This window comes from Lysobacter humi (ex Lee et al. 2017) (assembly GCF_054781815.1).
The window spans coordinates 197,677-221,904 of record NZ_BAAGTR010000001.1 but is presented as its reverse complement, the minus strand read 5'-3'; the positions used below and the strand labels follow the sequence as shown (position 1 = coordinate 221,904).

Here is a 24,228-nt window from a genome sequence, read left to right as displayed (position 1 = left end):
CCGCAATGCACGCCGCGCACGCGACCCGCGCCGGCTGCTGCGCGCCCTGCTCGGCGCCGGCGGCGGCCGCGGGCGGGCCCGCACCGACCTGCGCATCCGTGTGCTGGTGGTGGCCGGCGTGCTCGGCTTCGGTGCGATGGCGCTGGTCGCCCGCGCGTTCTGGGTGCAGGTGCTCGATCGCGACTTCTACGTCGCGCAGGGCCAGGCGCGCTCGCTGCGCGAGATTCCGATCCCGACCTCGCGCGGCATGATCACCGACCGCAACGGCGAGCCGCTCGCGGTGTCCACGCCGGTGGAATCGGTGTGGGCCAACCCGCAGGAGCTGCTCAAGCGGCCGGATCGCCTGCCGGCGCTCGCGCGCGCACTCGGCGTGCCGGTGGACGTGCTGCAGCGCAAGCTCGGCCAGAAGTCGACGAAGGAGTTCGTCTACCTCAAGCGCCGCATCAACCCGGACGAGGCCCGGCGCATCCTCGCCCTCGGGATTCCGGGCGTGGCGAGCCAGCGTGAATACCGGCGCTTCTACCCGCAGGGCGAGGCGCTCGCGCACGTGCTCGGCTTCACCAATATCGACGACGAGGGTCAGGAAGGCCTCGAGCTCGCCTTCGACGAGTGGCTGCGCGGCAAGCCGGGCACCAAGCGCGTGATCCGCGACGGCCAGGGCCGCATCGTCGAGAGCGTGGACCTGGTGCGCCCCGCGCAGGCCGGGCACGACCTCACGCTCACGATCGACCGCCGCATCCAGTTCCTCGCGCACCGCGAGCTGCGCAACGCGATCCTGCGCCATGGTGCGAGCAGCGGCTCGATCGTGGTGCTCGACGTCGCCTCGGGCGAGGTGCTCGCCATGACCAACCTGCCGACGTTCAACCCGAACGCGATCGGCACCGCGCCGCGCGATGCGCATCGCAACCGCGCCGTCACCGACGTCTTCGAGCCCGGCTCGACGATGAAGCCGATCACCGTCGCCGCGGCGATGAAGGCCGGCCTCGTGCGGCCGAACACGATGATCGACCTCAATCCGGGCTGGATGAAGCTGGGCCGCTTCACCATCCGCGACCACAACAACTACGGCGTCCAGACGATCACGGGCGTCATCCAGAAGAGTTCGAACCTCGGCGCCGCCAAGCTCGCCGCGCGCATGGACGATGGCTACTTCTACGATTTCGTGCGCGGTTTCGGCTACGGCAGCAAGCCGGGCAGCGGCTTCCCGGGCGAGTCCTCGGGCGTGCTGCCCTCGCCGGCGCGCTGGAGCGGCTCGTCGAAGGCGACGATCTCCTACGGCTACGGGCTGTCGGCGACGCCGCTGCAGATCGCGATGGCCTACGCGGCGATCGCCAACGGCGGCCGGCTGATCACGCCGACCTTCGTGCGCGGCGAGCGCGGGCAGTCGCGCCAGGTGATGGAGCCTTCGATCGCGCGCGAGGTCATGAAGATGATGCAGACCGTGACGGAAGAGGGCGGCACGGCGACGCAGGGCGCGATCCTCGGCTACCACGTCGCCGGCAAGACCGGCACCGCGCGCAAGTTCAACGGCACTGGCGGCTACTCGCGCGACTACATCGCCTACTTCGCGGGCGTGGTGCCGGTCGACAACCCGCGCTTCGCCACCGTGGTGATCGTCAACGATCCCGATCCCGCGAAGGGCGGCTACTACGGCGGACTCGTCTCCGCGCCGGTGTTCAAGACGGTGATGGAAGGCTCGCTGCGCCTGATGGACGTGGCACCCGACGACATCGAGACCTGGATCGCCGCGCAGGAAAAGGCCAATGCGCCGGCGGCCGCCGCGCGTCCCGCCGTCGCGGTCGCGGCGCCCGTGCTGCGCCTGCCCGCACCGGTGCAGCCGTGAGCCCGCGCATGCGACTCGCCGAGCTGCTGCCCGACGTCGCCGGGATCCCGGTCGAGCTGGAGATCGGCGGCCTCGTGCAGGACTCGCGCGACGTCCGCGCAGGCGACGCGTTCGTCGCGATCGGCGGCTTCGGCGCCCACGGCCTCGGCTTCGTCAATGCCGCGCGCGCGCGCGGTGCCGCCGTGGTGCTGTTCGAGCCGCCGGCACCCGCGGAGCATCCCGCGCCGGCCGATGCGATCGCGGTCGATGGCCTGCGTGCGCGCCTGGGCGAGATGGCGCACCGCTTCCACGGCCGCGCCAGCGAGTCGATGGACGTCGTCGGCGTCACCGGCACCAACGGCAAGACTTCGACCGTGCAACTGCTCGCGCAGGCCTGGACGCTCCTCGGCACCACCGCCGGCACGATCGGCACGCTCGGCGCCGGCCTCTACGGCGCAACCGTCCCGACCGGCTTCACCACGCCGCTGGTGCTGCGCCTGCATGCGCTCATCGGCGAGCTGCATGCGCAGGGCGCCCGGGCGCTCGCGATGGAAGTCAGCTCGCACGCGCTCGACCAGGGCCGCGTGGACGGCGTACGGTTCGACACCGCGGTGTTTACAAATCTCACCCGCGACCATCTCGACTACCACGGCTCGATGGCCGCCTACGGCGCCGCTAAGGCGCGCCTGTTCGGCTGGCCCGGGCTGCAGCATGCGGTCGTCAACCTCGACGACGACTACGGTCGCCAGCTGTTCGCCGCGTTGCCGTCGTCGGTGCGCGGGCTCGGCATGAGCTCGTGCGGCGCCGAGGGCGCCGGCCTGCGTGCCGAAGACATCGTGCTCGATGACGCGGGCCTCGCCTTCGCGCTCGTACAGGGCGATGCACGCGCGGCCGTGCGTTCGCCGCTGCTCGGCCGCTTCAACGTCGACAACCTGCTCGCCGTGGCGGGCGTGCTCGCGGCACGCGACGTGCCGCTGGCGACGATCGCCGCGACGCTGTCCGGCCTCGCGCCGATCCACGGCCGCATGAACCGCCTCGGCGGCGGCGACCGCCCGCTCGTCGTGATCGATTACGCGCACACGCCCGACGCGCTCGAGCAGGCGCTGTCGACGCTGCGCGCGCATACGCGCGGCCGGCTGGTCTGCGTCTTCGGCTGCGGCGGCGAGCGTGATGCCGGCAAGCGCCCGCAGATGGGCGCGATCGCCGAGAAGCTGGCCGATGTCGCGATCGTCACTGACGACAACCCGCGTGGCGAGGACGGCGACGCGATCGTCGCCGCGATCGTCGAGGGCTTTCTCGATCGCACGAAGGCACGCGTGGAGCGCGATCGCGCCCGCGCGATCCGCGCCGCGGTCTCGATGGCGGGCGAGGGCGACGTCGTGCTGATCGCGGGCAAGGGCCACGAGCCCTACCAGGAGATCGCCGGCGTGCAGCACCGGTTCGACGACACCGAAATCGCGCGCGACGCATTGGGAGTCTGTGCATGAGGCCGCTGCGCCTGTCCGAGATCGCCGCGATGACGGCCGGCCGGGTGGTCGGCGAGGACGTCGTCGTCGAGCGCCTGCTCACCGATACCCGCGCGCTCGCCACCGTGGACCCGGCCGCGCGCGCCGCGTCGATGTTCGTCGCGCTCAAGGGCGCGAACTTCGATGGCCATGACCACCTCGGTGCCGCCGCCGAAGCCGGCCTCGGCGCGGCGCTCGTCACGCGTCCGGTGGGCACGCTGCCGCAGGTGCAGGTCGGCGACACCCAGCTCGCGCTCGCGGACCTCGCGCGCGGACTGCAGGCCACGCGCGGCACGCACGTGGTCGCGATCACCGGCAGCAATGGCAAGACCAGCGTCAAGACGCTCACCGTCTCGGTGCTCGAGCAGGCCGGCCGCACGTATTCCACGCCGGGCAACCGCAACAACGAGATCGGCCTGCCGCTCGCGGTCATCGAGGCTGCCGAGGACGCCGACTTCGCCGTCTACGAGATGGGCGCGGGCCAGCCCGGCGACATCGCCTATCTCACCGCGATCGCGCGGCCGCAGGTCTCGATCGTCAACAACATCGGGCCCGCGCATCTCGAGCGCATGGGCTCGCTGCTGGGCATCGCCGACACCAAGGCCGCGATCTACGACGCGCTGCCGGGCGACGGCGTCGCCGTCATCAATGCCGACGACGCGTTCGCGCCGTATTTCGCCGAGCGTACGCAGGGCCGCCGGCAGATCCGGTTCGGGCTCGACGGCACGGCCGACGTGACCGCGCGCGACATCCGCCTCTCCGAGGCAGGCTCGACCTTCGTGCTGGCCACCCCCGAGGGCGAGGCGCCCGTGGCCCTCGCAATGCCGGGCCGCCACAACGTGCGCAACGCGCTCGCGGCGGCGTCGCTCGCGCTGGGCGCCGGCGTCAGCCTCGCCGCGATCGTGCGCGGGCTCGAAGCGGCGCGCCCCGTCGTCGGGCGCCTGGTCACGCATCGCCTGCCGAGCGGTGCTGTGCTGATCGACGACAGCTACAACGCCAATCCCGCCTCGCTCGCCGCCGCGATCGACACGCTCGCGGCCACGCCGGGCGAAGCCTGGCTCGTGCTCGGCGACATGCGCGAGCTGGGCGACGACGCCCGCGCGCTGCATGCGCAGGCCGGTACGCGGGCCCGCGAGGCCGGGCTTGCGCGCCTCTACACACTCGGGCCCCTGAGTGCGGCCGCCGCCGAGGCCTTCGGCACGGGCGCCGCCCATTTCGATACCCATGAAGCACTGGCCGAGGCACTGCGCGCCGATCTCAAAGGCGGCCTGCGCGTGCTGGTGAAGGGCTCGCGCGGCAGCGCGATGGACCGGATCGTCAGCCTGTTGCTGCCCGTCCACGCGGGCGACAAGGACATTCACTGATGCTGCTCGAACTCTTCCGCTGGCTCGAACAGTCGCAGGGCCTCTTCGGCCTGTTCGGCTACCTCACCTTCCGCGGCATCCTCAGCGCGCTCACCGCGCTCGCGCTGTCGCTGTGGTGGGGTCCGGCGGTGATCCGCCGACTCGGCCAGCTCAAGGCCGGCGGCCAGCCGATCCGCACCGACGGCCCGAAGTCGCACTTCTCCAAGGCCGGCACGCCGACCATGGGCGGCGCGCTGATCCTGCTCACGGTGATGGCCGCGGTGCTGCTGTGGGGCGACCTGCGCAGCAAGTACGTCTGGCTGGTGCTCGCGGTGATGCTCGCCTGCGGCGCGATCGGCTGGTGGGACGACTGGATCAAGATCGTCAAGCGCGATCCGAACGGCATGCGCTCGCGCACCAAGTACCTGCTGCAGTCGATCATCGGCATCGGCGCGGGCCTGTTCCTGTACTACACGGCGGACGTGCCCGCCGCGGTCACGCTCTACATCCCGTTCTTCAAGAACGTCGCGCTGCCACTGGTGGGCACCGCGGGCGTGATCTTCTTCCTCGCGATCGCTTATCTCTGGATCGTGGGCTTCTCCAATGCGGTGAACCTCACCGACGGCCTCGACGGCCTGGCGATCATGCCCACCGTGCTGGTGGCCTGCGCGCTCGGCGTCTTCGCCTACGCCTCGGGCAATGCCGTGTTCTCCGACTACCTGCAGATCCCGCAGGTGCCCGGCGCGGGTGAGCTGGTGATCATCTGCGCGGCGATCGCCGGCGCGGGCCTGGGCTTCCTCTGGTTCAACACGTATCCCGCCATGGTCTTCATGGGCGACATCGGCGCGCTCGCGCTCGGTGCGGTGCTCGGCACCATCGCGGTGATCGTCCGCCAGGAGCTGGTGCTGGTGATCATGGGCGGCATCTTCGTCGTCGAGACGCTCTCGGTGATGATCCAGGTCGCGAGCTTCAAACTCACCGGCAAGCGCGTCTTCCGGATGGCGCCGATCCACCACCATTTCGAGCTCAAGGGCTGGCCCGAGCCGCGTGTCATCGTGCGCTTCTGGATCATCTCCGTGATCCTCGTGCTGGTCGGCCTCGCCACGTTGAAGGTGCGCTGATGGACGCCACGACCCGCCAGGCCACCCGCCTCGACGCCATCACCGGGCGCTTCGACCCGTGGTTGCTCGGCCTGATCGGCGCGCTGATCTGCCTCGGCGTGGTGATGGTCGGATCGAGCTCGGTCGCGCAGCACGAGAGCCCGACCTACTACCTGATGCGCCACCTGTTCTTCGTCGGCGCCGGGCTCGTCGCCGCGATGTGGGTGATGCGGCTCGAGCTCAAGACGATCGAGCGCTACGCGCAGTGGCTGCCGCTGATCAGCGTCGTGCTGCTCGCACTCGTGCTGGTGCCGGGCCTCGGCGTGACGGTGAAGGGCGCGCGGCGCTGGATCAACCTCGGCGTCTCGAACTTCCAGCCGGTCGAGGCGGTGAAGGTGATGCTGATCGTCTGGCTCGCCGCCTACCTCAAGCGCTTCTCGGACGAGGTCAGCGCGACCTGGCGCGCGATCATCAAGGCGATCGCCGTGGGCAGCCTGCTCGCCGGCGTGCTGCTGATCGTGCAGAAGGACTTCGGCTCGGCCTCGCTCGTGCTGTCGCTCACCGCCGGCATGCTGATCCTCGGCGGCGCGAACCTGCCGCGCATGATCGGCCCGGTGCTGGCGCTGATGCCGTTCCTGGCGATCATGATCCTGCTCGAGCCGTACCGCGTGCGGCGCCTGACCTCGTTCACCGATCCGTTCGCCGACCCGTTCGGCGACGGCTACCAGCTCGCGAACGCGCTGATGGCGGTGGGCCGGGGCGAGTGGACGGGCGTCGGCCTGGGCGCCTCGGTGCACAAGCTCTCGTATCTGCCCGAGGCGCATACCGACTTCATCCTGTCGGTGATCGCCGAGGAGCTCGGCCTGGTCGGCATCTGCGTGGTGGTCGCGCTGTACGCCGCACTGGTGGGCCGCTCGCTCTGGCTCGGGCTGCAGTGCGTGGAGATGCGCCGCCACTTCGCCGGCTACTGCGCCTTCGGCATCGCGCTGTGGATCGGCCTGCAGAGCACGGTCTCGATCGGCGTGAACCTCGGGCTGCTGCCGACCAAGGGCCTGACGCTGCCGCTGATCTCCTACGGCGGCTCGAGCATCGCGATGACGGTCGCGGCGATGGGCCTGCTGCTGCGCGTGTCCTACGAGCTCGAGCGTGCGCGCCGGCAGGTGGCACGCGTGCGCGGCGGCGACATGCCCGCCGCGGCGACCGCGCCGGCTGCGCCGCAAGTTCCCCGCGCGAGCGCATTCGCCGCGCCGCCGCGGCCGGTCGTGGTCGCCACATCCGCAGCGACGCGCCCTGACACGCGCGGCACCACGCGCCTGCGGCCGCGCATCGAGCCCACGTTCGGGCGCAGCAGCGCATGAACGACGCGCGTGCCACGGCCGACGCATCCACCGGCGGGGTGATGATCCTCGCCGGCGGTACGGGCGGGCACATCTTTCCGGGCCTCGCCGTCGCACACGAGCTGCGTCGTCGCGGTGTGCCGGTGGGCTGGCTTGGCAGCGCCGGCGGCATGGAGACGCGCCTCGTGCCGCCGCACGGTATCGAGGTCGACACCATCGCGATCCGCGGCGTGCGCGGCAAGGGTGCCGCGACGCTGCTCAGCGCACCGTTCAAGCTGATGGGCGCGGTCGCCGCGGCGCGCCGTGTGCTTGCGCAGCGTCGCCCGCGTGCGGTGATCAGCTTCGGCGGATTCGCCGCCGGGCCGGGCGGACTCGCCGCGAAGCTCGCCGGGCTGCCGCTCTACGTGCACGAGCAGAACCGCGCGCCGGGCATGACCAATCGCGTGCTCGCGCGGCTCGCCTCGCGCGTGCTCACGGGCTTTCCCGACAGCTTCCCCGGCCGCGAGCAGGTGGTCGGTAACCCGGTGCGTGCCGAGATCGCCGCGATCATGCCGCCTGCGCAACGCTTCGACGGGCGCGATGGCCCGCTGCGCCTGCTCGTGCTCGGCGGCAGCCAAGGCGCCGCCGCGCTCAATCGCGCGGTGCCCGAGGCCGTCGCGCGCAGTGGTGCCGCGTCGTGGACGATTCGCCACCAGTGCGGCGAGAAGATGCTCGACGACGCGATCGCCGCGTATCGCGCGAACGGCGTGGACGCCTCCGTCGAGCCGTTCATCGCCGACATGGCCGCCGCCTACGCCTGGGCCGACCTCGTGGTCTGCCGCGCCGGCGCGCTCACACTCGCCGAGGTCTGCGCTGCCGGCGTGCCGAGCCTGCTCGTGCCGTTCCCGCAGGCCGTGGACGACCACCAGACCAAGAACGCCTGCTTCCTCGTCGAGCGCGGCGCCGCGCGGCTGCTCCCGCAGAGCGACAGCCTGCCGACCCGCCTCGGCGACACGCTCACCGCCCTGTCGAGCCGCGAGGCGCTGCGCCCGATGGCCGACGCCGCGCGCGCGCTCGCGCGCCCCGAGGCCGCCGCGCATGTCGCCGACCTCGTCATGGAATCGATCGAAAGGACCCCCGCCGCATGAGTCGCAACGACCGCCACCACCTGCCGGAGAACGCCGCGGCCGAGGGCACGCGCGTGCATTTCGTCGGCATCGGCGGCGTGGGCATGAGCGGCATCGCCGAGGTGATGTGCACGCTCGGCTACGTGGTCTCCGGCTCCGACAATGCCGACAACGCGGTCACGCGCCGGCTCGCCTCGCTCGGCATCGCCGTGCATCGCGGGCATGACGGCGCGAACGTGGAAGGCGCCGAGTGCATCGTCGTCTCCAGCGCCATCGGCGCCGACAATCCGGAAGTCGTCGCCGCCCGCGAGCGCCGCATCCCGATCGTGCCGCGCGCGGAGATGCTTGCCGAGCTGATGCGCTTCAAGCGCGGCATCGCCATCGCCGGCACGCACGGAAAGACGACCACCACCTCGCTGACCGCGAGCGTGCTCGGCGAAGGCGGCCTCGACCCGACCTTCGTGATCGGCGGCCAGCTGCTCGCGGCCGGCGCGAATGCCCGGCTGGGGGGCGGCGACTGGCTCGTCGCCGAGGCCGACGAATCCGATGGCTCGTTCCTGCGCCTGAACCCGCAGATCGCCGTTGTCACCAACATTGATGCCGACCACCTCGAGAACTACGGCGGCGACTTCGCCAAGGTGCAGGCCGCGTTCGACGAATTCCTGCATCGCCTGCCGTTCTACGGCCTCGCGGTACTCTGCATCGACGATCCGGAAGTCGCGCGGCTCTCGCAGAAGGCCTCGCGCCACGTGCTCACCTATGGGTTCGCACCCGAGGCCGACGTGCGTGCCGAGGACGTCGAGCAGGATGGCGCGCGCATGCGGTTCACGCTGGTGCTGCCCGACGGCGTGCGCTGCCGGGTGACGCTGGCGCTGCCGGGCCGCCACAACGTGCTCAATGCGCTGGCCGCCGCCGCGGTGGGCTGGCAGCTCGGTGTCGAGCAGCCGGCGATCTGCCGCGCGCTCGAGAACTTCGCCGGCATCGGCCGCCGCTTCAACCTGCTCGCGCAGGTGCCGGTGGGCGAGGGCACGGTCACCGTGGTCGACGACTACGGCCATCACCCGAAGGAACTCGAGGCGGTGTTCGCCGCTGCGCGCGGCGGCTGGGCCGACAAGCGCCTGGTCGTCGCCTTCCAGCCGCACCGCTACAGCCGCACGCGCGACCTGTTTGACGACTTCGCCGCGGTGCTGTCGAAGGTCGACGTGCTGGTGCTGACCGAGGTCTATCCGGCCGGCGAGGCGCCCATCGCCGGCGCCGACGCGAAGTCGCTCGCGCGCGCGATCCGTGCGCGCGGCCGCGCCAATCCGGTCGTGGTGCAGCGTGCGGGCGACCTCGCCTCGGTGCTGCCCGACGTCCTGCAGGCCGGCGACCTGCTGCTGATGATGGGCGCGGGCGACATCGGCCACGCCGCGCAGCACATCGCCGCGAACGGTTTCGAAGGAGCGAGCAAGTGAGCCAGCCGATCGCGCCCCCGCGCATCACCGATCCCGCCGCGTTCGGCCGCGTCGCCGTGCTGATGGGCGGCACCAGCTCCGAGCGCGAGGTCTCGCTCGACTCGGGTCGCAACGTGCTCGAGGCGCTGCAGTCCAAGGGGGTCGATGCCTTCGCCGTCGACGGCATCCCGGCGCTGGTCGACGCGATCCGCGAGGGCCGCGTCGATCGCGTCTTCAACATCCTCCACGGCAACAAGGGCGGCGGCGAGGACGGCGTGCTGCAGGGCCTGCTCGAGGCGCTGCGCATTCCGTACACCGGCTCCGGCGTGCTCGGTTCCGCGCTGAGCATGGACAAGATCCGCACCAAGCAAGTCTGGCTGAGCCTGGGCCTGCCGACGCCGCGCTACGTGCGCCTCGGCAAGGGCGACGACGTGCACGTCGCGGCGCGCGAGCTCGGCCTGCCGGTGATCGTGAAGCCGTCCTGCGAAGGCTCGAGCGTTGGCGTCTCGCGCGTGCACGACGACGCCGGTCTCGACGAGGCCGTCGCACTCGCCGCGCGCTATCCAGGCGAGCTGCTGATGGAGCAGCTGATCGTCGGCGACGAGCTCACCGTGGCAGTGGTCGCGAACGGCGATGCGCACACGGCGCTGCCGTCGATCCGCATCGTCCCGAAGGGCGAGTGGTACGACTACAACGCCAAGTACATCGCCGAGGACACGCAGTACCTGTGCCCGGGGCTCGACGGCGAGGCCGAGGCCGAAATCCGCCGGCTCGCCGAGACCGCATTCGAGGCCGCCGGCTGCATCGGCTGGGGCCGCGTCGACGTCATGCGCGACCGCGCATCGGGCCGCTTCTACCTGCTCGAAGTCAATACTGCGCCGGGCATGACCAGCCACTCTCTGGTGCCGAAGGCCGCACGCCAGGTCGGCATCGAGTTCGCCGACCTGTGCTGGCGCGTGCTGGAGTCGAGCTTCGATCGCGATGCGGGAGGCCCCGCCGCGTGAGCGCACTGCTCCGCCTCGTCGCATGGCTGCTCGCACTGGCGCTTGTCGCGCTGCCGGTGGTGGCGGTCATGCGCGGGTGGATCGGCGCCGACCAGTGGCCGCTGCGGCAGCTCCGCGCGAGCGGCGACTTCGAACGCGTCGACCCGGCGCTGGTGCAGCGCACGCTGCAGCCGTATGCGCGGCGCGGTTACTTCGCGGTCGACCTGCGCGGTGCGCAGGCCGCGGTCGCGCGGTTGCCTTGGGTCGAGCAGGCCGAAGTGCGCAAGCACTGGCCGGACACGCTCGAGGTGCGCATCGTCGAGCACCGCCCGTTCGCCCGCTGGGGCCGGGATCGCCTGCTGTCCATGCGCGGGCGCCTGTTCCGAGCGACGAACCAGGTGCCCGCCGGGCTGCCGCGTCTCGGCGGCCCCGATGGGCGGGTCGCCGAAGTCGTGCAGCTCTACCAGCAGACACGCGAACTCTTCGGGCCGGTGGGCCTGAACGTACGCGACGTCGTCCTCGACCCGCGCGGCAGTTGGTCGGTGATCCTCATCGACCGCGCGCAGGGCGGCCGTGATACGCAGGTGGTAGTCGGCCGCGCCGAGGCGCGCGCGCGGCTCGGGCGCTTCGTGCGCCTGCTGCCGCAGCTGCGCGTGAACCCGGAGCGCCACATCGTCCGCGCCGACCTGCGCTACACCAACGGTTTCGCGCTGACCTGGGCCGCGCCCGCATCGAAACCGGCCACCGCCGTGCCGGCGCCTCGCCCCGCGACCCCCGTCGCTGCGCCCGCGCTGCCGCGCCCGGTGGCGTCGCGCCTCCGCCCCAATTCCCCCATACCCGGCCTCTCATGAATCGCAAGGGCGACAAATCGCTGATCGTCGGCCTCGACATCGGCACCTCCAAGGTGACCGCGCTGGTCGGCGAGTACATGCCGGGCCAGCCGATCGAGGTGATCGGCCTGGGCTCGCACGAATCGCGCGGCATGCGCCGCGGCGTCGTCGTGGACATCGACTCCACCGTGCAGTCGATCCAGCGCGCGATCGAGGAGGCCGAGCTGATGGCCGGCTGCGAGATCCGCTCGGTCTACGCCTCCATTTCCGGCAGCCACGTGCAGTGCCGCAACTCGCAGGGCATCGCCCCGATCCGTGATGGCGAGGTCACCTACGGCGACCTCGACCGGGTGCTCGAGGCCGCCAAGGCCGTCGCGATCCCCGCCGACCAGAAGATCCTTCACGCCATCCCGCGCGACTACGTGCTGGACGACTCGCAGGAAGGCATCCGCAATCCGGTCGGCATGACCGGCGTGCGGCTCGAGGTGCATGCGCACCTGGTGATCTGCGCGCAGTCGGCCGCGGCCAACATCTCCAAATGCGTGCAGAAGTGCGGGCTGCAGGTCGACGACCTGATCCTGTCGGTGCTCGCTTCCGCGAACGCGGTGCTCACCGCCGACGAGCGCGAGCTCGGCGTGGTGCTGGTCGACCTGGGTGCCGGCACCACCGACATCGCGGTCTTCGTGCAGGGTGCGATCGCCCATTCGGCGTCGCTGCCGATCGCCGGTGACAAGGTCACCGAGGACATCGCGCACATGCTGCGCACGCCGACGCCCGAGGCCGAGCAGATCAAGGTCCGCTACGCCTGCGCGCTGGCGCAGATGGCCACCGCCGAGGAATCGATCCAGGTCCCGAGCGTCGGCGATCGTCCGCCGCGCCGCATGCCGCGCGCCTCGCTCGCGCAGGCGGTGCAGGCGCGCTACGAGGAGATCTTCGAGATGGTGCAGGCCGAGCTGCGCCGCTCCGGCTTCGAGCAGCACGTCCGCGCCGGCATGGTGCTGACCGGCGGCGCCTCGAAGATGGAAGGCGTCGTCGAGCTCGCCGAGGAGATGCTGCAGATGCCGGTGCGCGTGGGGATTCCGCAGCACGTCACGGGCTTGGGCGAAGTGGTTGGCAATCCGGTGCATGCCACCGGCGTCGGCCTGCTGCTCATGGGCAGCCAGATCGAGAATCCGCGTCGCCCGATGCTCCCCGCCGGGCGTGCGGGCGGCTTCTTCAGCCGACTGAAGAACTGGTATCGCGGCGAGTTCTGAACATCGGGACCCGTCGCTGAGGGAAAGGCGTCGCACCCGCGGCGCGCATTACGAAAAGAGCAGCAAAAAAGTCGCACCGGCAGCACAACACGCGTCGAACATCAGCAACAATACACATCAAATAAAGCGGCATCGGACGGCACGACCGAATGACTGCATCAACGAGGACAACGGACATGGCGCATTTCGAACTGGTCGAGAAGATGGCTCCCAACGCCGTCATCAAGGTCGTGGGTGTAGGCGGCGGCGGCGGCAACGCGGTCGCGCACATGGTCAACAGCAGCGTGGACGGCGTGGAGTTCATCACCGCCAACACCGACTCGCAGGCCATCAAGAACTGCGGCGCGAAGCTGCAGCTCCAGCTCGGCGGCAACGTGACCAAGGGTCTCGGCGCCGGCGCCAACCCGGAAGTCGGTCGCCAGGCCGCGCTCGAGGACCGCGAGCGGATCATGGACGCGCTGCAGGGCGCGGACATGGTCTTCATCACCGCCGGCATGGGCGGCGGCACCGGCACCGGTGCCGCGCCGGTCGTCGCGCAGCTCGCGAAGGAGATGGGCATCCTCACGGTGGCCGTCGTCACCAAGCCGTTCCCGTTCGAAGGCCGCCGCCGCATGCAGGTCGCGCTCAAGGGCATCGAGGAGCTCAGCCAGCACTGCGACTCGCTGATCACGATCCCCAACGAGAAGCTGATCACCGTGCTCGGCCGCAATGCCACGATGATCCAGGCCTTCCGCGCCGCGAACGACGTGCTCCTCGGCGCCGTGCAGGGCATCGCCGACCTGATCGTCCGCCCGGGCCTGATCAACGTCGACTTCGCCGACGTCCGTACCGTCATGTCCGAGATGGGCCTCGCGATGATGGGCACCGGCGCCGCCCGCGGTGACGACCGCGCGCAGGCCGCCGCCGAGGCCGCGATCCAGAACCCGCTGCTCGACGACGTCAACCTGTCGGGCGCGAACGGGATCCTCGTCAACATCACCGCTGGCCCGGACTTCACGATGGCCGAGTTCGACGAGGTCGGCCGCACGGTCGAGCAGTTCGCCTCCGAGGACGCCACCGTCGTCATCGGCACCGTGCTTGATCCGGACATGCAGGACGAAGTGCGCGTCACCGTCGTCGCTACGGGCCTCAACCGCGCCGCCGCACGTGCGACCGACCGCGGCTTCGAATCGGCGCGTCGTCCGCAGATGCAGGTCGTCGCCTCCAAGCGCGACGGCACCACCGGGCTGCCGATCGATGCGGTGGCCGACGCCTATGCGCCGAGCGTGCCGAATTTCACCTCGGGCCTGCGCCAGCCGTCGGGCCGCATCGAGCCGTCCGCCCCGGCACCGTCGCACCAGCCGGCCGCGGCCGACTTCGGTGGCGACAGCTACCTCGACATCCCGGCCTTCCTCCGCCGCCAGGCCGACTGAGGATCGCAGCGCCGGGTGTGCGGGCGGGTCGATGTGCGAGCACGTCCATCCGCCCGGCGCCCGCTCGGGTCATCCGCGCGCCGCGACCGCGGCGCGTGGTTCCGGGGCAGGGCGGGCATGTATCCGCCCGCCGCAGGGGATTCCCGCGTCCGGCGACCGGGTCGGAACCGTGGACATGACCGCGTCGCCGTCCGTCGACCCCGGTCCGCCACTCCTCGTTCGATCCGCGGGCTCCGTGCCGGAGCCCGCGGCGTTTCCCCGAGCCACCGCCCGAGCGCTTTCATTCAGGTTCAGCCGGTGGCGTGCTAACTTTTCGGTCCGGGTCCGACCGGCCTGACGCCTCGAACGCCATGCTCCGTCAACGCACGCTCAAGAACGTCATCCGCGCGACCGGCGTCGGCTTGCACAGCGGCGAGAAGGTGTTCATGACGCTGCGTCCGGCGCCTGTCGACACCGGCATCCGCTTCCGCCGCACCGACCTCGACCCCGTCGTCGAGATCCCCGCGCGCGCCGACCTCGTCACCGAGACCACGCTCTGCACGGGCCTGACCTGCGGCGTCGGCAAGATCCAGACGGTCGAGCACCTGCTGTCCGCGCTCGCAGGCCTCGGCATCGACAACTGCTTTGTCGAGCTGTCCGCGGCCGAGGTGCCGATTATGGACGGCTCGTCGGGCCCGTTCGTTTTCCTGCTGCAGTCCGCCGGCATCGCCGAGCAGGACGCCGCCAAGCGCTTCATCCGCGTCACGCGTCCCGTCGAGGTGCGCGACGGCGACAAGGTCGCGCGCTTCGTGCCGCACGACGGCTTCCGCCTCGACTTCACCGTGCGCTTCGACCATCCGGCGATCCCGTCGTCGCAGTCGCGGCAGGTGCTCGATTTCTCAACCGAGGCCTACATCCGCGAGGTCAGCCGCGCGCGCACGTTCGGCTTCATGCGCGACCTCGAGTACATGCGCGAGCGCAACCTGGGCCTGGGCGGCTCGATGGACAATGCGATCGTGCTCGACGAGTTCCGCGTGCTCAACGAGGACGGCCTGCGCTATCCCGACGAGTTCGTGCGGCACAAGATCCTCGATGCGGTCGGCGACCTCTACCTCGCCGGCCATCCGATCATCGGCGCGTACGAGGGCTACAAGTCCGGTCATGCGCTCAACAACCTGCTCGTGCGCGCACTCCTCGCGGAGCAGGGCGCATGGGAGGAAGTGCGCTACGGCGCCGATGCGCCGACGCCGCCGATGTACGGGATGCCGGCCTACGCCTGAGGCGTCACGGCGCGCGGCGGTGGGGGCGAAGGGTATTTCGCGGAATTCTCCCGAGATGCCGCGCCGGGGCGCGGCCCCGCTCGCCGCGGGCTGACCGATTGAGTGGATCGCGATCAGCCGGACTTTGATGCGCATGCCGCACGGGCGCTCGGTGAAGCCTATGGGCGCCGCCACCCTGCTCGCCAGCGAACTGATGGCCTGTCCACCCGAACGCGCCGGATCACGACGGCCTCCGCCGCAGCCATCACCCGCCGACGGCCGCTTCAAGGCGGGCTGCCCGTCGCGCGAGACGGGGCGCCTCCCAATGTGTGTCCGCCGTGGCCGCCGACGCCACGGCCGCTTTGTCGACCGTTCGTCGTCACGCGGGTGAACTTCCGGTGACGATTTCTTTTTTCTTAACGCCAGCGTCGCGTCACTTACCGAGCCCTTAACACCCCGGCCGGGGGTGTCCCGTAGCATCCCGTCACCCCGAGTTCACGGCGTACGGCGCCGTACGGGGCTGGCATCACGCGTACGGGGCTACTCGATGTCCCTCAGCGATGCCAAGGCCGCCTGCAGCGCCTGCTGGCTCGCGGCCGACATGGGACGAGGCGCCTTGACCGGTCGGTCGGCGGGAGTCCCGGGCGACGTCCGTATGACGACGTCGTTCGCAGCAAGCCCGATGGATCGGGCCGCATGTAGGAGTTCCGGAGTCGCGAGCCGCACCCTGGCCCGCCACGCCGGAGCGTCGACGACAAACACGAGCCTGCCGCGATCGAAGTTCGCGAGCCGCACATGGGCGGCGATCTCCGCCGGCAGGCATGGGCGTAATCGACGGTCCAGCCCGTCGAGCCACAGGGCTCGGCGCACGGGATCACCGGCCGGTTCGGCGAGCAGCGCATCGAGCGCATCGCGGATCGGTCCGGAGGCTTTCCGGGAACGGCTGGACTTGGAATCTGACATCGGACCTATGACCTCTGCCAATAGCCTAAGCCCCTTCCGTCTCGCGCAGGACGGGATCGCCCATCTCGCGCAGCACGCCGCGCGTCGCCCGGCGGCCGCGCTCGCGAGCTTCATGGCGGGCGGCCTCGCACTGCTGCTCGCCGGCGTCGCCGCTGGCACTGCCCTGTCGAAGCAGGAGTTCGGCGCCCAGGCCGCACAGGCCCGGATGAGCCAGTCCGAGGCCCAGCGCGAGCTGAACGCGCTCGCCGCCCGCGTCGGTGAGCTCCAGGCTCAGGCCAACCGCCTGAATGCGCTCGGCATCCGCCTGACCCGCATGGGTGAGCTGCCCGAGGGCGAGTTCGACTTCGGCAAGCCGGTCGGCGTCGGTGGCGACGACGGCGTGGTGGCGATCCCGCGCGCCGGCCTCGACCGTGCGCTCGACGTGCTCGCGCGCGACTTCGACCGGTCCGGCCGCCAGCTCACCGTGCTCGAGACGCTGCTCGCCAACCGCCGCGTCGCGCAGGACTCCGTACCCTCGCGCGTGCCGATCCTCGACAGCTACATCACCTCCGGCTTCGGCGAGCGCGTCGACCCGATCCTCGGCGGCAGCCAGTTCCACAAGGGCATCGATTTCGAGGCCGACATCGGCGATCCGGTGCTCGCCGTGGCCGACGGCGTGGTGAGCTTCGCCGGCGACCGCTCCGGCTACGGAACGACGGTCGAGGTCGACCACGGCAACGGCTACGTGACGCGCTATGCCCACAACTCGCAGCTGGGGCGCAAGGTCGGCGAGCTCGTGCGGGCCGGCGACCAGATCGCCAAGGCCGGCTCGAGCGGACGTTCCACCGGCGCGCACGTGCATTTCGAGGTCTGGCAGGACGGGCGCGTGGTGAATCCGCGGCAGTTCCTGCAGGGTGCGTCGCAGCAGGGCTGATCGCCGCTTACGTCGAATCGACGACGGCCGCCGTGTGCGGCCGTCGTCGCTTGAGCGGCGTCCTTTCCATCGTCATTGCGTATACGCGCGCCGCCGAGCGACCCGGCCCGAGCGCCTCCGACCGGCGCAAGCCGCCCGCTTGCAAGCGCCCGTCGTCTCCCGGCCTTCACGGCACGGCCGCTCCGGCGCTCGTCGCGGCGTAAACCGCTGGCTTCCAGGTGCCGCTCCTCGTCCGGCCCTCCGCGCGCCGCGCTCCGAGTGCTCCGCCGGGCGCAAGCCTGCGGCTTGCAAGCGCCCGTCGTCGCCCCCAGCTACAATCCGCGATGCCGCAAAGGGCGCCCAGCGCCCTTTTTTGTTGGCGACCGCCCGAAGGTCGCCGCCGCCCCTTTTCCAACCGGTCCGCCATGCTCAACAGCCTGCTCACCCGCGTCTTCGGCAGCCGCAACGAACGCCTCCTGCGCCAGTTGCAGCGCTCGGTCGACAAGATCAATGCCCTCGAGCCGCAGATGCAGGCGCTCGACGACGAAGCGCTCAAGGCCAAGACCGCGGAGTTCCAGCAGCGCATCGCCAACGGCGAATCGGTCGACAAGCTCCTGCCGGAGGCGTTCGCGGTCTGCCGCGAGGCCTCGGTGCGCGTGCTCGGCATGCGCCATTTCGACGTGCAGCTCGTCGGCGGCATGGTGCTGCACCTGGGCAAGATCGCCGAGATGCGCACGGGCGAGGGCAAGACGCTCACCGCGACGCTGCCGGTCTACCTCAATGCGCTAACCGGCAAGGGCGTGCACGTCGTCACCGTCAACGACTACCTCGCCCGCCGCGACGCCGCGACGATGGGCAAGCTCTACGGCTGGCTCGGCCTCACGACGAGCGTCGTCTACCCGGGCATGCCCCACGGCGAGAAGCACGCCGCCTACGCCGCGGACATCACCTACGCGACCAACAACGAGATCGGCTTCGACTACCTGCGCGACAACATGGCGCTGTCGAAGGGCGATCGCGTGCAGCGCGGCCTGAACTACGCGATCGTCGACGAGGTCGACTCGATCCTGATCGACGAGGCGCGCACGCCGCTGATCATCTCGGGCCCGGCCGACGAATCGCCGGAGCTCTACATCCGCGTCAACCGCATCGTGCCGCAGCTCACGCGGCAGGCGACCGAGGAGGGCGAGGGCGACTTCTGGGTCGACGAGAAGGCCAAGCAGGTCCACATGTCCGAGTCGGGACAGGAGCATGCCGAGCGCCTGCTGCGCGAGGCCGGCATCCTCGGCGAGGACGACGACCTCTACGATCCGAAGAACCTGAGCGTGGTCCACCACCTCAATGCCGCGATGCGCGCGCATGCGATCTACCAGCGCGACGTCGACTACATCGTGCGCGACGGCGAAGTGGTCATCGTCGACGAGTTCACCGGCCGGACGCTCCCCGGGCGCCGTTGGTCCGACGGCCTGCACCAGGCGGTCGAGGCGAAGGAGGGCGTGCCGGTCCAGCGCGAGAACCAGACGCTCGCCTCGATCACGTTCCAGAACCTGTTCCGCATGTACGGCAAGCTCGCCGGCATGACCGGCACGGCCGACACCGAGGCCTACGAGTTCCAGTCGATTTACGGGCTCGAGGTCACGGTGATCCCGACCAACCGCCAGATGATCCGCAAGGACCATCCCGACGCGGTCTTCCTCAACAAGGCCGGCAAGTTCCGCGCCGTCGTCAACGAGATCAAGGACTGCTACGCCAAGCAGCAGCCCGTGCTCGTCGGCACGACGTCGATCGAGGTCTCGGAGATGCTCAGCGAGCAGCTGCGCGTGGCGGGAATCCCGCACGAGGTGCTCAATGCGAAGCAGCACGAGCGCGAGGCGCATATCGTCGCGCAGGCCGGCCGCCCGGGCGGAATCACGATCGCGACCAACATGGCCGGCCGCGGCACCGACATCGTGCTCGGTGGCTCGCTCGAATCCGAGCTCGCGCAGCTCGAGGCGGCGGGGGAGGTCGACGACGTCACGCGCCAGCGCCTGAAGTCGGAATGGCAGGCCCGCCACGAGGCGGTCAAGGCCGCCGGCGGCCTGCACATCATCGGCACCGAGCGCCATGAATCGCGTCGTATCGACAACCAGCTGCGCGGCCGCTCCGGTCGCCAGGGCGATCCGGGCTCCTCGCGCTTCTACCTGTCGCTCGAAGACAACCTGATGCGCATCTTCGCCGCCGACTGGGTGCAGAAGGTGATGGCGCGCATGGGCCTGAAGGAAGACGACATCATCGAGTCGCCGCTCGTCACCAAGCAGATCGCGAACGCGCAGCGGAAGGTCGAGGCGCACAACTTCGACATCCGCAAGAACCTGCTCGAGTACGACGACGTCAACAACGACCAGCGCAAGGTGATCTACGGCCAGCGCGACGAGCTGCTCGAGGCCGAGGACGTGGGCGAGAACGTGGCGGCGATCCGTGGCGACGTCGTCGCCGAGACGGTCGAGCGCTTCGTTCCGCCGAACTCGATCGACGAGCAGTGGGACCTGCCGGGTCTGGAGGCCACGCTCGCCGAGGACTTCGGCGTGCAGGTCGACCTGCAGCGGCTCTCGCGCGAATCGAGCACCCTCGATGCCGAGGGCATCCTGCAGCACGTCGACCAGGCGGTCGGCGAGCACTTCGCGCAGCGCGAATCGCAGCTCGGCGCCGAGACGATGCGCATGCTGGAAAAGCACATCATGCTCAACGTGCTCGACGACAACTGGAAGCAGCATCTCGCACGCATGGACTACCTGCGCCAGGGCATCCATCTGCGCGGCTACGCGCAGAAGCAGCCCAAGCAGGAGTACAAGAAGGAGGCCTTCGAGCTGTTCTCGAACATGCTCGAGAAGGTCAAGCGCGAGGTCGTGACGATGCTCGCCCGCGTGCGCATCCGCACCGAGGAAGAGATCGCCGAGATGGAGGCGGCCGAGCGCGCCGCGCTCGAGGCACAGGCGCGCCAGATGCAGTTCCAGCATCCCTCCGCCGGCGGCTTCGGCGCCGACGAGGAGGCCGTGCAGGAGCTCGAGGCCGGTGCGGTGCCCGCCAACATCGGCCGCAACGACCCGTGCCCCTGCGGCAGCGGCAAGAAGTACAAGCACTGCCACGGGCAGCTGGCCTGATCGGTAGCCTGCACGGGTCGAGGGAAGGCGTCATGCGTCGCCGCCGCAGGTCGGTCATGGCCCGCGCGCGACGTCCGTGGTTGCCGGTGGACAGGCCGGCCCGGCTGCAGTTGCGGCTCGGCCACTGATGGTCCAAGGCGCGTCCCGCGTGGTGCACGTGGTCGCCGCCGTGCTGCGCGACGTGCGGGGCCGCGTGCTGCTCGCGCGTCGCACCGAGGGGCGCGACCTCGCCGGTCTCTGGGAATTCCCGGGCGGCAAGTGCGAGGCCGGCGAATCGGCGCACGAAGCGCTGGTCCGTGAGCTCCGGGAGGAACTCGGCATCGAGGCGCGGATCGGCGCGCCGCTGATCCGCGTGCCGCAGCAGTACTCCGACAAACGCCTCGTCCTCGACGTCCATCTCGTGGATGGCTGGGCCGGCAGCGCGCGCGGCCGCGAGGGGCAGGCGCTCGCCTGGGTACCCCTCGGCAAGCTCGCGCGCTACGCCATGCCTCCGGCCGACCGGCCGGTGGTCGCCGCGCTCACCCGGCCCGCCTACTACGCGCTCACGCCCGAGGCCGAATCGCCGGAGGCATGGCTCGCACAGGTCGAGGCGCTGCTCGCGCGCGGCGCACGGCGCGTACAGTTGCGCTCCCGCCTGCTCGCCGCATCGGACGGCGAGTCGCTTGCGGCCGCGGCGGTCATGCGCTGTCACGCGGCGGGTGCCGAGGTATTGGCCAGTCGCGACATCGAACTCGCGCGCCGGCTTGGGATCGGCGTCCATCTCGCCGCCGCGCAGGTGCGGGCGTTGGCCGCACGGCCGCTTTCCGAAGACGTCGCTGTTGCGGCGTCCTGCCACGACGCCGTCGAACTCGAAGCCGCGCAGGCGCTGGATTGCGACTTCGCGGTGCTGGGCAGCGTGCAGGCGACGGCCTCGCATCCCGGCGTCGCGCCGCTCGGCTGGCAGGCGTTCGCGCGGCTGCGCGAGGGTGTCGCGCTGCCGATCTATGCGATCGGCGGGCTCGACGCGTCGGACCTCGCGACGGCGCGTGCCCACGGCGCGCAGGGGGTCGCGGCGATGCGTGGATTCCTCACCGCCCCTGCGGCGCTGGGCTAGGCTGGGCGGGTCGGCAGGAGGACGCATGGCGCGCTACGTGATTGGCCTGACCGGCGGGATCGCATCGGGCAAGTCCGAGGTCGGCCGGCTCTTCGAAGCGCTGGGGCGAGTGGTCGTCGATGCGGACCTGCTCGCCCGGGAGGTCGTCGCGCCGGGCACCGCAGGCCTCGCCGAGGTCGCCACGCGCTTCGGCCCAACCGTCCTCGCCGGCGATGGAAGCCTCGATCGCGCGGCGCTGCGGCGTCGCGTCTTCGACGCGCCCGAAGAGCGCCGGGCCCTCGAGGCGATCGTCCATCCGCGGGTGCGCCTTGCGCTCACCGAGCGATGCGCCGCGGCGCCCGGTCCGTATGCGCTCGCGGCAGTTCCGCTGCTCACCGAGGCCGGCGGCCGCGACGGCTACCCCTGGCTCGCACGCATCCTCGTCGTCGATACCCCGACCGACGTGCAGCTCGCACGCCTCGTCGCGCGCGATTCGATCGACGCCGCGCTCGCGCGACGGATGATCGACGCGCAGGCCACGCGTGAGGCGCGTCTTGCGATTGCGGACGACGTGCTCGTCAACGATGCCGGCCGCGATCGGCTGGCGACCCATGTCGCGTCGCTCGACGAACTCTACCGGCGGCTCGCGGCGGGTACCGCCGGCGCCTAGCCGCGCTCAGCGCAGGCCCGACATCCGCAGGTAGGCGCCCACCAGCGCATCGCCCCAGAAGAAGACGATCCAGCCGGCAACGGCGAGGTAGGGCCCGAACGGAATCGGCGTCGCCCGGTCGCGCCCCTTGGCGAGCAGCCAGAGCGAGCCGACCACCGCGCCGACGACCGACGAGATCATCAGCGTCGGCAGCACGCCCTTGAGCCCGGTCCAGGCGCCGATCGCCGCGAGCAGCTTGAAGTCGCCGTGCCCCATGCCTTCCTTGCCGGTGAGCTGCTTGAACAGCCACCAGACCGACCAGAGGACGAGATAGCCCGCCACCGCCCCGAGGAGCGCGGGCTTCGCGCCGAAGTACAGGTTGTCGGACGCGGCGATCAGGCCGAGCCACATCAGCGGCAGGGTCAGGGCGTCGGGCAGCAACTGCGTGCGCAGATCGATCCCCGACATCGAGACCAGGAAGCCCGTGAAGACCATCGCGCCGAAGCCCTGCCAGCCGAAGCCGAAGCGCCAGACGCAGGCGACGAACAGCAGCATCGTCAGCAGCTCGACGAGCGGATACTGCGGCGAGATCGGCGCCTTGCAATGGCGGCAGCGGCCGCGCAGCGCCAGCCAGCTGAAGAGCGGGATGTTCTCGTACCAGCTCAGCACGTGCCGGCAGTGCGGGCAGTGCGAACGCTCGACCACGATCCCGGGCGGCGGCGGATCGTAGACGTCCGGCTGCTCGAGCACCTCGCGCGCGTCGCGCTTCCAGCCCCACTCCAGCCGCTTCGGCAGCCGGAGGATCACCACGTTGATGAAGCTGCCGACCAGCAGGCCGAGGCCGGCAGCGAGGGGGTAGCCGAGCTGGGGATTGCCGTCGAGGAACGCCACCGTCAGCCGACGACCGAGGCCAGCTTGAAGATCGGCAGGTACATCGCGACGACCATGCCGCCGACCACGACGCCGAGGAAGACCATGATCAGCGGCTCGAGCAGGCTGGCGAGCGCGTCGACGGCGTTGTTGACCTCCTGCTCGTAGAACTCGGCCACCTTGAACAGCATGGTGTCGAGCGCGCCGGCTTCCTCGCCGATTGAAGTCATCTGGACGACCATGTGCGGGAAGAGATTGGTCTGCTTCATCGAGACATTGACCGGGTAGCCTACGGCGACGTCCTCACGCATGCGCCGCACGGCGTCCTCGTACACGATGTTCCCGGTGGCGCCGGCAACGGTGTCGAGCGCCTCGACGAGCGGCACGCCGGCCTTGAAGGTCACGGCCAACGTGCGCGCGAACCGAGCGATCGACGAGTTGTGCATGATCTGCCCGATGACCGGGAACTTCAGCACCAGGCGATCAAGGAAGTGCTGGAATGCCACTGAGCGCTTCTTTGCGGCGATGAATGCACCGACGGCCGCGATCACGCCGAAGAGGATCAGCCACCACCACGCGACCATGAACCGGCTCAACGCCACGACCATCTGCGTAAACGCCGGAAGGTCCGCGCCGAAGCTACGGAAGACCTCCTCAAACTGGGGCACCACGAAGACGAGCAGAATACCGCTCACGATCAGGGCAACGGCCACGACCATGATCGGATAGAACATCGCCTTCTTGATCTTGCCTTTGAGCGCCTCCAGGTTTTCCTTGTAGGACGCAACAGTGTCGAGCACAGTCTCCAGAACGCCGGCCGCTTCGCCAGCCCGCACAAGGTTCCGATATAGCTCGTCGAAATAGACTGGATGCCGACTCAGTGCTTCGTGGAGTGACATGCCTCCCTGGATATCCGCCCGGATCTCGCCCACCAGGTTGCGCATCCGCACATTCTTGTTTCCGTTGCCGATGATCTCCAGCGCGCTCACGATTGGCACGCCCGACTTCATCATCGTCGCGATCTGGCGGCTGAAAATCGCGATGTCGCGAGGCTTGATCGCCTGTCCGGCACTGCCGAACAGCGGCTTGGCCTTCGGCTTCACCGTCTGAGGCGTGATCCCCTGACGGCGGAGTTCCGCCTTCACGAGGTTGACGTTCTTGGCCGACTGCTCGCCTTTCATGACGACGCCACGGCGGTCCTTGCCCACCCACGTGAAGGTCTGCATCGAATCTGCAGTGCGGGTGGCGTTTTTTGCGGTCGAACGGCTCGCGGACATGGT

19 protein-coding genes are annotated in these 24,228 nt (G+C 70.3%); 16 read left to right on the top strand and 3 right to left on the bottom strand.

Translation table 11 applies throughout. The features are described from left to right. The first annotated feature begins 46 nt into the window (after positions 1 to 46). From ACYVJJ_RS00935 to lpxC, 12 genes are all read left to right on the top strand, one after another. Positions 47 to 1,843: a peptidoglycan D,D-transpeptidase FtsI family protein gene (locus tag ACYVJJ_RS00935; protein WP_460830865.1), complete on the top strand. Its 1,797-nt coding sequence runs from the start codon at positions 47 to 49 to the stop codon at positions 1,841 to 1,843. An 8-nt stretch (positions 1,844 to 1,851) separates the two neighbouring features. Further along, the gene (locus tag ACYVJJ_RS00930; RefSeq protein ID WP_460830353.1) at positions 1,852 to 3,309 is read left to right on the top strand and encodes a UDP-N-acetylmuramoyl-L-alanyl-D-glutamate--2,6-diaminopimelate ligase; all 1,458 of its coding nucleotides are present in this window, start codon (positions 1,852 to 1,854) and stop codon (positions 3,307 to 3,309) included. Then, complete coding sequence (locus ACYVJJ_RS00925) at positions 3,306 to 4,691, top strand: UDP-N-acetylmuramoyl-tripeptide--D-alanyl-D-alanine ligase (RefSeq protein ID WP_460830352.1); 1,386 nt, start codon at positions 3,306 to 3,308, stop codon at positions 4,689 to 4,691. Before ACYVJJ_RS00930 ends, ACYVJJ_RS00925 begins: the two co-directional genes overlap by 4 nt. Next, entirely contained in the window at positions 4,691 to 5,791 is a 1,101-nt protein-coding gene (gene mraY, locus ACYVJJ_RS00920) for a phospho-N-acetylmuramoyl-pentapeptide-transferase (RefSeq protein WP_460830350.1), read from the top strand. Before ACYVJJ_RS00925 ends, mraY begins: the two co-directional genes overlap by 1 nt. Continuing rightward, a complete protein-coding gene (gene ftsW, locus ACYVJJ_RS00915; RefSeq protein WP_460830349.1) occupies positions 5,791 to 7,128 on the top strand; it encodes a putative lipid II flippase FtsW in 1,338 nt (445 codons plus the stop codon). Before mraY ends, ftsW begins: the two co-directional genes overlap by 1 nt. Next, a complete protein-coding gene (gene murG / locus ACYVJJ_RS00910; protein ID WP_460830348.1) occupies positions 7,125 to 8,234 on the top strand; it encodes an undecaprenyldiphospho-muramoylpentapeptide beta-N-acetylglucosaminyltransferase in 1,110 nt (369 codons plus the stop codon). The genes ftsW and murG overlap by 4 nt, the downstream gene beginning before the upstream one ends. Beyond that, the gene (murC, locus tag ACYVJJ_RS00905; RefSeq protein ID WP_460830346.1) at positions 8,231 to 9,667 is read left to right on the top strand and encodes a UDP-N-acetylmuramate--L-alanine ligase; all 1,437 of its coding nucleotides are present in this window, start codon (positions 8,231 to 8,233) and stop codon (positions 9,665 to 9,667) included. The genes murG and murC overlap by 4 nt, the downstream gene beginning before the upstream one ends. Next, a complete protein-coding gene (locus ACYVJJ_RS00900) occupies positions 9,664 to 10,650 on the top strand; it encodes a D-alanine--D-alanine ligase (protein WP_460830345.1) in 987 nt (328 codons plus the stop codon). Before murC ends, ACYVJJ_RS00900 begins: the two co-directional genes overlap by 4 nt. Beyond that, the gene (locus ACYVJJ_RS00895) at positions 10,647 to 11,480 is read left to right on the top strand and encodes a cell division protein FtsQ/DivIB (protein WP_460830344.1); all 834 of its coding nucleotides are present in this window, start codon (positions 10,647 to 10,649) and stop codon (positions 11,478 to 11,480) included. The genes ACYVJJ_RS00900 and ACYVJJ_RS00895 overlap by 4 nt, the downstream gene beginning before the upstream one ends. Continuing rightward, the gene (gene ftsA / locus ACYVJJ_RS00890; protein WP_460830342.1) at positions 11,477 to 12,712 is read left to right on the top strand and encodes a cell division protein FtsA; all 1,236 of its coding nucleotides are present in this window, start codon (positions 11,477 to 11,479) and stop codon (positions 12,710 to 12,712) included. Before ACYVJJ_RS00895 ends, ftsA begins: the two co-directional genes overlap by 4 nt. Before the next feature lie 176 nt (positions 12,713 to 12,888). Further along, positions 12,889 to 14,124 (top strand): cell division protein FtsZ, encoded by a 1,236-nt coding sequence (gene ftsZ / locus ACYVJJ_RS00885; protein ID WP_460830341.1) that lies wholly within the window; start codon positions 12,889 to 12,891, stop codon positions 14,122 to 14,124. 350 nt (positions 14,125 to 14,474) lie between these two features. After that, positions 14,475 to 15,383: a UDP-3-O-acyl-N-acetylglucosamine deacetylase gene (gene lpxC, locus ACYVJJ_RS00880; RefSeq protein ID WP_460830339.1), complete on the top strand. Its 909-nt coding sequence runs from the start codon at positions 14,475 to 14,477 to the stop codon at positions 15,381 to 15,383. A 519-nt stretch (positions 15,384 to 15,902) separates the two neighbouring features. Here the strand turns inward: lpxC and ACYVJJ_RS00875 are convergent. Then, complete coding sequence (locus ACYVJJ_RS00875) at positions 15,903 to 16,325, bottom strand: DciA family protein (protein ID WP_460830338.1); 423 nt, start codon at positions 16,323 to 16,325, stop codon at positions 15,903 to 15,905. Between the two features lie 112 nt (positions 16,326 to 16,437). Between ACYVJJ_RS00875 and ACYVJJ_RS00870 the strand changes: the two genes are divergently transcribed. From ACYVJJ_RS00870 to coaE, 4 genes are all read left to right on the top strand, one after another. Then, on the top strand, positions 16,438 to 17,238 hold the full coding sequence (locus ACYVJJ_RS00870) for a M23 family metallopeptidase (RefSeq protein ID WP_460830864.1): 801 nt from the start codon (positions 16,438 to 16,440) through the stop codon (positions 17,236 to 17,238). 404 nt (positions 17,239 to 17,642) lie between these two features. Then, positions 17,643 to 20,357 carry a preprotein translocase subunit SecA gene (secA, locus tag ACYVJJ_RS00865; RefSeq protein ID WP_460830337.1) on the top strand — a complete coding sequence of 905 codons (2,715 nt, stop codon included), beginning with the start codon at positions 17,643 to 17,645 and terminating at the stop codon, positions 20,355 to 20,357. A 127-nt stretch (positions 20,358 to 20,484) separates the two neighbouring features. Next, a complete protein-coding gene (locus tag ACYVJJ_RS00860; protein ID WP_460830336.1) occupies positions 20,485 to 21,450 on the top strand; it encodes a Nudix family hydrolase in 966 nt (321 codons plus the stop codon). Between the two features lie 25 nt (positions 21,451 to 21,475). After that, positions 21,476 to 22,099: a dephospho-CoA kinase gene (gene coaE, locus ACYVJJ_RS00855; RefSeq protein WP_460830334.1), complete on the top strand. Its 624-nt coding sequence runs from the start codon at positions 21,476 to 21,478 to the stop codon at positions 22,097 to 22,099. Between the two features lie 6 nt (positions 22,100 to 22,105). Here coaE and ACYVJJ_RS00850 read toward each other — a convergent pair whose 3' ends face one another. Next, positions 22,106 to 22,969 carry a prepilin peptidase gene (locus ACYVJJ_RS00850; protein ID WP_460830333.1) on the bottom strand — a complete coding sequence of 288 codons (864 nt, stop codon included), beginning with the start codon at positions 22,967 to 22,969 and terminating at the stop codon, positions 22,106 to 22,108. Between the two features lie 2 nt (positions 22,970 to 22,971). Further along, positions 22,972 to 24,225, bottom strand: a complete 1,254-nt coding sequence (locus ACYVJJ_RS00845; protein ID WP_460830332.1) for a type II secretion system F family protein — start codon at positions 24,223 to 24,225, stop codon at positions 22,972 to 22,974. Positions 24,226 to 24,228: the final 3 nt, after the last annotated feature.